Source organism: Mesotoga sp. UBA5847, assembly GCF_002432735.1.
GTDB lineage: Bacteria > Thermotogota > Thermotogae > Petrotogales > Kosmotogaceae > Mesotoga.
This window is the reverse complement of record NZ_DJGL01000056.1, coordinates 19330-29580: the sequence shown is the minus strand read 5'-3', so window position 1 is coordinate 29580 and position 10251 is coordinate 19330. Positions and strand designations below refer to the sequence as shown.

5 protein-coding genes are annotated in these 10251 nt (G+C 46.4%); 3 read left to right on the top strand and 2 right to left on the bottom strand.

All coding sequences use genetic code 11. The features are described from left to right. A partial coding sequence (locus B3K91_RS05900) for an InlB B-repeat-containing protein (RefSeq protein WP_292594274.1) occupies positions 1–2496 on the bottom strand: 2496 nt, incomplete at its 3' end. Positions 2497–2606: 110 nt separating this feature from the next. Beyond that, on the bottom strand, positions 2607–3386 hold the full coding sequence (locus B3K91_RS05895; protein ID WP_292594271.1) for a trypsin-like peptidase domain-containing protein: 780 nt from the start codon (positions 3384–3386) through the stop codon (positions 2607–2609). Between the two features lie 186 nt (positions 3387–3572). Between B3K91_RS05895 and miaB the strand changes: the two genes are divergently transcribed. The 3 genes from miaB to priA all read left to right on the top strand — a co-directional run bounded on the left by miaB (position 3573) and on the right by priA (position 10251). After that, positions 3573–4877 (top strand): tRNA (N6-isopentenyl adenosine(37)-C2)-methylthiotransferase MiaB, encoded by a 1305-nt coding sequence (miaB, locus tag B3K91_RS05890; RefSeq protein WP_292592865.1) that lies wholly within the window; start codon positions 3573–3575, stop codon positions 4875–4877. A gap of 1810 nt (positions 4878–6687) precedes the next feature. Beyond that, positions 6688–7971 carry a nucleotidyltransferase gene (locus B3K91_RS05885; RefSeq protein WP_292592173.1) on the top strand — a complete coding sequence of 428 codons (1284 nt, stop codon included), beginning with the start codon at positions 6688–6690 and terminating at the stop codon, positions 7969–7971. Positions 7972–7974: 3 nt separating this feature from the next. Then, positions 7975–10251, top strand: coding sequence for a replication restart helicase PriA (gene priA, locus B3K91_RS05880; RefSeq protein WP_292592172.1), 2277 nt, complete (start codon positions 7975–7977; stop codon positions 10249–10251).

Here is a 10251-nt window from a genome sequence, read left to right as displayed (position 1 = left end):
CGCGCTCACCTGCACCCCGTTCTCTGTCCAGTTGACAAATTCGTAGCCTTCGTTTGGAGTGGCCAAAAGGTTTACAGTATCTCCGTGAGTGTAGTTTCCTCCGCCGCTCACATTTCCACCGGCCGGAGGATTTGCCGAAACGGTTATTGTGTAACTCTTAAGTCGGAATGTAGCGTGAATGGTGTGGTTAGTCGTGACGTTTTTGAAGTTGTATGTGGAAACGGCCCCAATAGAGACTCCATCTACCTTTACGTCTTCTATCTCGTATCCAGTATTCGGGGTTATGTTGAACAATCTGTTCGATCCATGTTCTACCTGCACATTCCCTGCGGGATTTATACTACCTCCAGCCCCCGCTGTCGCGGTGATCGTGTAGGTCTTCTTTGTGAGTATCACACCGACTGTCTCATCGCCATCGACATTGACGTTGCCAGTCGCGTTGTTGTATCCTATCTTGCTCACCGTATATGCTCTGTTGCCAGCCAGCACTCCAGTAAACACCGCCTTTCCCTGCGCGTCCGTGGCCTTTGTCTCACCGTAGAATGTTACGCTCGCGCCCTGAACTGCTCCCTGGTTATCGCTCACGTTGAAGGTCACTGTATATGTTGGAGGAGGCAGAAGTGAGAAGCTGGCGTGGATCGTGTGGTCAGCAGCGACTTCAGTGAAAGTATACGATGTCCTCGGTCCAACAGACTCCCCATCGATCAGTACGTCTTCAACGTTGTAGCCCTCATCGGGAGTTATAGCAAACTCCTGATCATCTCCATGATTTACTGAGACATCACCAGAGGGATCTATGTTTCCTCCCGCTCCATCCGTCGCGGTGATTGTGTAGGTCTTCAGTCTGAAGTTGGCCACGAGCGTTCTGTTCGCGGTAGCCACGAATGAGTAAGCGGCATTCGTGCTTACCTGCTCTCCATTCTCTGTCCAGTTGACGAACTCATAGCCTTCGTTTGGAGTGGCCACAAGGTCCACAGTGTCTCCGTGGTTGTAGCTCACGGCTCCAGTTACCGTTCCACCGGCAGGAGGATTGGCCGATACGGCTATTGTGTAAGTCTTAAGTCGGAATGTAGCGTGAATAGTATGATTGGCGGTCACGTTGTTGAATGTGTAGCTGGATACAGCTCCAACGGAAACTCCGTCTACTTCGACATCTCCTATGTCATAACTGGCATTGGGAATTATTGTGAATGATTGACTCGAACCGTGGGTAACATTCACATTCCCTGCGGGGTTTATATTGCCTCCCGCTCCAGCCGTCGCGGTGATCGTGTAGGTCTTCAATCTGAAGTTGGCTACGAGTGTCCTGTTCGAGGTCGCCGTGAACGAGTAAGCGGCGTTCGCGCTTACCTGCACTCCATTCTCTGTCCAGTTTATGAATTCATAGCCTTCGTTTGCAGTGGCCACAAGGTTAACAGCATCTCCGTGATTGTAGCTCCCGGCTCCAGTTATTGCTCCACCGGCCGGAGGATTGGCCGATGCGGCTATCGTGTACTTCTTTATTGTGAAGGTCGCTGTTACTGTCTTATTTGAATCCATTGCTATGTTTGCGGGATTTGCAGAACCACTAAGGTCTCCGCTCCAGCCGGCGAAGTTCCAGCCCTCATCCGGGGTAGCGGTAAGCTGTACTTCCTCTCCATAATCGTATGCAGTTTTGTTCGGATTCTTCGTTACAGTTCCCTGGCCTACTACGTTTGTCGTCAGTGTATAGGTCTTGAGCTTGAAAGTTGCGTGGATTGTGTGATCTGATGTAACTTTGGTGTAAGTGTAATTGTCGACTTGCCCGATTGATACTCCGTCAGAAACTACATCTTCTATAGCATAACCATCATCGGCAATTACACTGAAATTAATACTGTCTCCATGATCGACTTCCACCTCTCCGGAAGGATCTATGCTTCCTCCCGGTCCTGCTGTCGCAGTGATAATGTAAGCCTTCCTTTCAAGAGTTACTTCTACAGTTTTGTCCTCATCCACGTTAACGCTTCCAATAGCTTCGTTGTAGCCTGCCTTGTTCACAAAGTAATCCTTGTTCCCCGCCAACACACCAGCAAACACTGCTTTGCCACTCGCGTCTGTGGTCTTTGTCTCACTATTGAAAGTGACGTTCGCTCCTTGCACGGCTCCGGATGAATCAATCACTGAAAACGTTACGGAAAATGATTCTTCTCCCACAACTTGAACGCTGACTTTCTTCAAAGCGCTCTTGTATTTGTCTTTGGTCGCCTCAATTGTAATCTCTGCCTCTCCGGCAGAGACACCGATTACCATACCAGAAGTTGTGACTGTCGCTACCGATTCGTTGTTGGAAGAAAACTTCAAGGTAGCATCCTCTGGTTTTACTTTGATTCGTATCTGCTCCGACTCACCGATTCCAATTGACAGCTCTGAATTCTCTATTGACAGAGTTACGTTTCGAAAAAGAAAGCAACCTTGGGTCGAGAAAACCACAAGAACAAGCAAAATAGACAGTAAAACTGATGAGGTCTTTTTCACAGAAATCTACTCCTTGAAGGAAATATGTAATTTCAGAATACCTGCTATTAAGATATTTTACCATTTTGTCATATTATTCAACAAAGCGGGGTACCTTAGAATATCAATGATTATTTGGGTTTATTAGTATAGCGCAGGGCTTCACGGATTTCTTCTATGTGAACTCCCCAACCAGCGTTGAGAAACTGGTTCTCTTCAATTTCCTTTCCGCCTCTTCTGAGTTTCGGGCTGAAGCCCAGCGGCAGATGAACCGTCCTGCTCTGGATTGCCCAGACCTTCCCTTTCATGTCCACTATCGGCCCGCCGCTCTGGCCAAGAAGACCTGGCGAAGAGGTCTCAACGAATTTCGCAATCGTCTTTGCCTCTTTGAATGCAGGAGCCACTACGGTTCTTGTGTATATTCCCTCAATTGGATAGAGCGAAGGCAAGCTCTTGCTGTCCATCAAAAATCTGGAGTTCTTTTTGTCAAAGGAGGCTCTTATTCTCGAAAAGGGATAACCGACCCTGCACAAGCTAGTTCCAATACTCATTTCCTCAGGTGTCACGAAAACCGGATACTCCATGATCTCAGAGGGGTCGAACGGGTCAAGTCTACCAACAACTAGATCGGACTCTGGGAATGGCTTTATATCCTTCAGGCTCTTCCCATCTCCACCCCACCAAAACGAATGGTTTTCAATCTTCTTCTCCGGATCGTTTTCCTTTTTCGTCTGCTGCTGTTTGTATAAGAAATACGATTGCCACAGGTGAGCAACTGTAATTATCCAGCCTTCTCGATTAAGTATCATGAAGGTCCCGCAAGTTGCGGACACCTTGCCCGTACCGCTTCTCGTAAGAACTACGACCGGTCTTGTGAACTGACTTGCTATCCTAAAAGCTTCCGAAAACACTTCGCACCTCCAGTAGCGTTGCCTGAATTCAGATGCTGCTCTTAGCCGATAGTCTCTATCCAGAGACTTTTCGCTTGCATTTTCGTACAAAGAGACACATTAGAATGGTAACATACCGGGGTTTCTCGTCCTAACTTAATGCGGTACAATTTAGCTGATCAATGATATCGGATTAGGAGTGATCACTTGAAAGTAGCATTCAGGACATTCGGTTGCCAGATGAATATGAACGATACAGAAGCTATGATGGGTATTCTCTCTGCCGCCGGTCACAAGATTGCAGGCAATGAGGAAGAAGCAGACGCAATCATCGTAAACACATGCGCCGTAAGAGGCAAATCAGAGGACAAGCTGTACGGCAAACTAGGCCAGCTGAAGGCGCTTAAGAAGAAGAACGGGAGACTTCTGGTAGGTGTCTGCGGATGTGTAGCCGAGAAGAACGCCACCGAACTGCTTACTCACAAAGAGGTCGACTTCGTGTTTGGGACACGCTCGATTACGAAAGTAGATGAATTGCTCGGAAGAGCGGAGTCGGGCGAGAGATTCATAGAGATGGGCGACTTCATCGATGAACTTGATTCGGATACTCCTAGAATTAGGACTAGCTCGCATCACGCCTGGATTACCATAATATTTGGATGCAACAAATTCTGCTCATACTGCATCGTTCCCTATACAAGGGGCAGAGAAAAAAGTAGGAACATGAACGACATTCTTTCGGAGGCAAGGGGACTTGTCGCAAAAGGTTATAGAGAAATAACTTACCTTGGACAGAATGTCGATTCATACGGAAAGGACTTGAAGGATGGGTCTACACTTGCAGAGCTAATAAGAGAAACGACGAAGATAGATGGAATTGAAAGAATCTGGTTTCTCACTTCATACCCAAGAGACTTCAGCGACGAGTTGATTGAAGTAATTGCTTCATCCGAAAAGATATCTCGCTCCATCCACTTGCCCGTTCAGTCGGGAAGCGATCGAATCTTGAAAGCAATGAACAGGGGCTATTCGAGAGAGTACTATCTAGATCTCATCGAGCGTGTCAAAACAAGAATTCCTGACGCAACCTTGAGCACTGATATTATTATCGGCTTTCCCGGGGAGACAGAAGAGGAGTACGTAGAAACGGTTTCGCTTGTAAAGGAAATCAGATTTGAACGAATCAACCTGGCAATGTATTCACCCAGAGAAGGCACGTTATCTGCAAGAAAGATGGCCGATGATGTTCCACAAGAAGTGAAGACTAGAAGGCTCAATGATCTTCTCACTTTGCAAAAACACATCAACAGGGAAGAAAACGAGAAGTATCTTGACAGAATTATAGATGTAATCGGCGAAGGCAAGATCAAAGGAAACGGCAAGATCTACGGAAGAACAATGAACAATAAAATCGTCATCTACGAAGCACAACCCGAACTGATCGGCAAATCTGTTAAGATCAGAATTGAAAGGGTATCCGCGGGACCGTTGTATGGAGTAATTACACCATGAGACAGGGGTGCGGGGTTGCAGGTTCGTGGTAGGAAAGAGAAAAAGATCAGTTGCAAGATGCAAGTTCCAAGTTGCAAGCAACAAAAGCAAGGCTAGATGTTCGTGATTGGAGATCGGAAGATCAAGAGAAACTTGTTCGTTATTGAGCGGTTCGCCGTTGGCCCAAGAAACCTGTTTTTTCGTTCCGGAACAAGTATCTGTCCTTCGTTTTTGGTCAAACCATTTATTCAAAGAATAGCGAGAAGGGGAAAGCAAAGAGGGCAGGGATAGGCACGGATCCGGAGCATCTCAGAAGCTTTGAAAAGCTCTTTAATCCCCTCTTGAGAGGGGTGGCGACGGCTCCATCGTCGACGGGGTGTGTTGAACACATCAAGAACGGACCGCATGTTCAGCATGACAGATCGTGTCACATTTGGTGTAGTTTCTCTGTCCTGCACTTGCAACTTGGAACTGGCAACTTGCAGCCGCTCTATTTAGAGGACTGAGGACTGTTGACCGACAACGTTGTTTTCATCAGCGGCCAGCGGGTTTTTGCTCTTAAGCGTTCAGCGGTTCTTTCGAAGGCCGGATCCATGATTTGGGGCGAAGGACCAAGGACGGCTCTGGTTTAAGCATGACAGCATTTGACGCTTTTTTCAGGCCTAGAGCTTGCAACTTGGAACTGGAAACTTGCAACTGCTCTTTCGAAAGACGGGTCCATGATTTGGGGCGAAGGACCAAGGACGGATCTCTTGAGCATGACGGATTGTGAGGTTCTCAGAACGACCTTGCTTTTGAGTTCTCTTTCGAGAGACTCATTATTATCTTTAGTTAGGGAGTTAGTGAGGAATAATATGATACTCCTTCTCCCTCAACAAGGTATGCTGTCTTGGCTCTTGATGATCCTGATCTTAAGTCCTCCCTTGAGGGAGGAGGGCCACGCAGTGGCGGAGGGTGTTGGCCTTTGAAGATAGATAGCGAAAAACGGGACAGACGTCAGGACCCCGGCAGTCTCTGTTTTTGCTTCTTGGCTTTTCACAGCGCTCTGCGTGCAGCGTATTTTGATAAGCGGGTCTTCAGGTTGCAAACACCCGCCCCGCTCAAATTGGGATTGTAGATCAAGAGCATATAGCCAGGTTCATTTGCTAATGATGACAATTCTGGAAGTAAGAAGCGAGATGATCGAACTCCAAAGAAGATGATGTGTTGAATGATAAGCCCCTCAAGCGGGGGGCTAAAGAACAAGAGTGTAGATAATCGCATAGTCAGGTCTATTTGATAGTGATGACTGATTCTGGAACTAGGATGCAAAATGATTTGGTATCAAAGAGATGATGCGGGTAATGATTAGCTCTCGAGAGGGGCGCCGATGGCTTCATCGCCGACGGGATATTTCTAACCGGTCTTCTCAGAGAACGGCGACCTGTGACGGACAGCGTGGTCTTCAGCGAGCAGCTTGTTCTCTCAAGCGTTGAGCGACTCTTATCGAAGGACGGTTAAATACAGCGTGTAGCGGCTCTTTTGAAGGGCGGTTGACAGGCTTTTTGACATGACTGAATCAATAGCAGAATAGGTAGTGAATATACACTCGAGAGGAAAAAAGCAGGGGCAAGATGTTTGATCAAGTTCAGCCTGACCTGGAGTTACGTTTAATCTTGATCTTCGGACCTCTACCTTTTCACCTCTAAATTGATTATGATCTGATCCAAAGACGCCCTTTTCCACCGAAGATATCTGGCTTGAGCTTGTGATAATGGCTCCAAAGTAACGGGTTGTGTTATCGATAATAAGAATAGCAACGCGATATGTTCTTCAAATTGGAGGTCCGTAAATGAAGGTGCTTGGTCTCGTTGTGGAATACAATCCCTTTCATAATGGGCATTTTTATCATCTTTCACATTCGAAAGAGATTGTGAACCCGGATGTCACCGTTGCGGTTATGAGCGGCAATTTTGTTCAGCGAGGAGAGCCTGCAATTGTCGAGAAGTTTGCAAGGGCAAAAGCTGCTCTAGAGCAAGGTGTCGACCTGGTTCTCGAATTGCCGGTAGTGTATTCCTTGCAGGACGCCGGAGGGTTCGCAACGGGATCAATATGGACGCTTGACCATGTGGGAGTAACAGATGTCGTTTTTGGGAGTGAGACAGACGATATAGACCTCATGAAGGCCGTGTCCAAAGTTCTGATCAAAGAACCCGAACACTATCAGGATCTTTTGAAGAAACATCTTAAGACAGGTCATTCATTTCCTAATGCCAGAAAGTATGCTCTGAGAGACTTCATACATACTGAAAATGCGGCTCTTTCACACCGAATTGAAGAGATAGGTTCATCCAACAACATCCTGGGTGTGGAATACTTGAGAGCGATTCAAGAGATAAAGAGCAAGATGATTCCCCACTCAATGAGAAGAGTCGGCGCTTCTTATACTGATGAAGAGCATCGTGGAGAATTTTCTTCCGCAACGGCAATCAGAAGGCTGATTCAAAATGGCAATATCGAGAGCGCTTCTCAAACAATGCCAAAGGAATCCCTTGATATAATCCTTCAAGAAATCAGGTGCGGAAGAGGTCCCGTCTTCAAAGAAGATGTTGAATCCTTTTTTATTTCCTTCTTTAGGCTCTTATCAAGAGAGGATTATTGCCGATATTATGGGTTCGTCGAAGGTTTAGACGCGAGATTTCAAGAATGTTCCATAGAAGGTAGTCTTGAAGGGTTTCTGCACTGCGTCAAATCGAAGCGGTTCACCTTATCTAGAATCAGACGGCTTATGTACTATCCCATCTTCAAGTTCACCGATGACCTAATAAGAAGAAGCAACGAACTCGGCCCTCAATACATTCGGATACTGGGCTTCAATGAAAAGGGAAGAACTCATCTTTCGAACATCAAGCACTCAACGAATATCCCATTCATAACCACGGCTTCTTTATGGAGAAAAGTAGTAGACAAATCTCTCAAAGATGAAATGAAGATAGATGTTGACTTGCTTGAGGCACAGCTGAAGAGGGATTTCACAGCCGTAAGATTTTACTCAAGTCTCTACAAGTATCCCGAAAGCAGAGCAAGAGGCTCTGATCTATTATCACAAATTGTTTACCACAGACAGGAGCGGTAGCCAATGCTAATCCGGGTCGCGATCTCAAATTCGCCTCTATACGATACATACACTTACGAAACTGATGAACCTGTAAAGCCTGGTGAGAGGGTCGAAGTGAATTTCGCCGGGCGAAATGCCATAGGTTATGTAGTATCGCTGGAAGAAAAAAGAGGACACTTCAAGATCAAGAGTGTGAACAAGAAAGTCGATGATCGTTCCTTTCTTTCACAAGAGGATCTCGAACTCGCAAAGTTTGTTATGAGAGAGTATTTGGCACCCCCAGGCAAAGTATTCGATTTGTTCTTTCCGCCGGGCAAGCTGCTTTCAATCGATGATTACGTTGTTGCCTTTTCAGACGAGCTTGGATTTCCACCTACTCAAAAGGATAAATTCATCACGAAGTTTGGCGAAGACTATCTCAAAAAACTTCTCGCCTCTAGAAAAGTGAAGATCATGCATAGCTTTGACCGGAAGACTCCGAAGAAGCGAAAGACAAAGCGAGTGTCGCTTGCAAAGAAGACAGGGATTCTAGAAGAGGAGCTCACGCCGCTATGGCAGATCGTAGTTGATTATCTGCTTTCAGTTGAATCGGAAGAGATAACCGAGCTGGAAAAGAAACTTAAGCTCAGAAGTCGAAGTCCGATTGATACGTTGATCTCAAAAGGAATTCTTTTGGTAGAGGAAATTGAGGAAGACGACTCCCACTGGGTAATTCCTGCCGTCGATGAGCTAAGTGTCAGCCAGAAAGAGGTATACAGAGAGATAATGGAAAGCGACTCAAAGTCCTTTCTTCTCCACGGGTTGACAGGCACCGGAAAGACAGAGGTTTACTTCAAGGTTATGGAATACTGGCTAAACAGAGGCCGGCAAATACTGTATCTTGTCCCCGAAGTGTCGTTGACTCCGCAACTCCTCGCAAGGATCAGGGGAGCCTTTCCGGGAAGAGATGTTAGACAGTACCACAGTTACATGACCCGAGCACAGCGCCAGATGATCTGGCTCGATTCAGTTGAAGGGAATGTAGACATCCTGGTTGGTACGAGGAGCTCGCTTTGGGTACCAATGAAGAATACAGGTCTAATAATCGTAGACGAGGAGCATGACTCGAGTTTCTATCAGCAGAGTGTGCCTTTCTACGACGGGGTTCAGGTTGCAATCCGCAAAGCAGAACTGGGGAACATACCTGTGATTCTAGGATCTGCGACTCCAAGAGTTGATCACTACCATCTTACCGAATCAGGCAGGGTTTCCTTATTATCTCTTACCGAAAGACCTGTCGGCTCATTCCCAACGATTAGAGTAATCGACATGAGAGATGAGAAAAATCCCATAATAAGCAAACAAGCACTTGAAGAGATAAAGCGGACTGTCTCGGAAGGAAAACAGGTATTCGTTTTTGTGCATAGGAAAGGTTATTCAAATTACGTCGTTTGCTACACATGTGGAAAGACTATCACCTGTCCTCACTGCTCGGTATCCATGACTTTTCACAGAAACGATAATTTGCTTAAGTGCCATTACTGCGGTCACAGGAGCGCGATCCCAAAAGTCTGCCCAGAATGCGGATCTATGACTCTCTCTGCAAGGGGCTTTGGAACGGAGAGAGTGGAACACGATCTTCAAAAGTTCTTTCCGTCCACGAAAATCATGAGGATGGATAGAGAGACGATCGACAACCCGATTGCGTATGAAAAGGCCTTGCTTGAGATCTCCAGAAAAAACTGCCAGGTAATTGTTGGAACAAAGATGATTACGAAGGGTCTTGACTTTCCGGATGTTGAGATGGTTCTTATCGTCGATGCGGACAGGCTGATGAGCTTCCCCAGTTATGACAGTTCCGAGACCGCCTTTCAGCATATCGCGCAGGTTAGTGGGCGCTCAGGCCGGGCAAGTGTAGGAAAAGCGTTCATTCAAACTTTCAATCCAAACAACAGAATTATGAGAGCAGCCTGTGAAAGAGACTACGAGTCCTTCTATGAAGGCGAAATCACACTTCGAAAGAAACTGAACAACCCGCCATTCAGTAGAATCGCCGAGATTGTCTGTTATGGAAATTCAGAGGATGAAAGCGGAGAACTGGCAGAATGGGTTTTAAAAGAGATACAAGAGTCAGGAGTCAGTTCTCTAGAAGTCTTCGGACCCCTCGCTCCTCTTCTCTCCAAGCTGAAGAATTCTTATAGAATGAAATTAGTGGTGAAGATGCCTATAGATGGAAGCTATGGGTTCCTAGAAAAGATTCAGAAGAAACATCCCGCCGATATCCAGATAATCATCAACGGCATCGGCGGAATGGTATAG

Excerpts from the sequence above, each read along its gene's own strand:
- B3K91_RS05885 (WP_292592173.1), top strand. The coding sequence starts at position 6,688 with ATGAAGGTGCTTGGTCTCGTTGTGGAATACAATCCCTTTCATAATGGG.
- priA (WP_292592172.1), top strand. The coding sequence starts at position 7,975 with ATGCTAATCCGGGTCGCGATCTCAAATTCGCCTCTATACGATACATAC.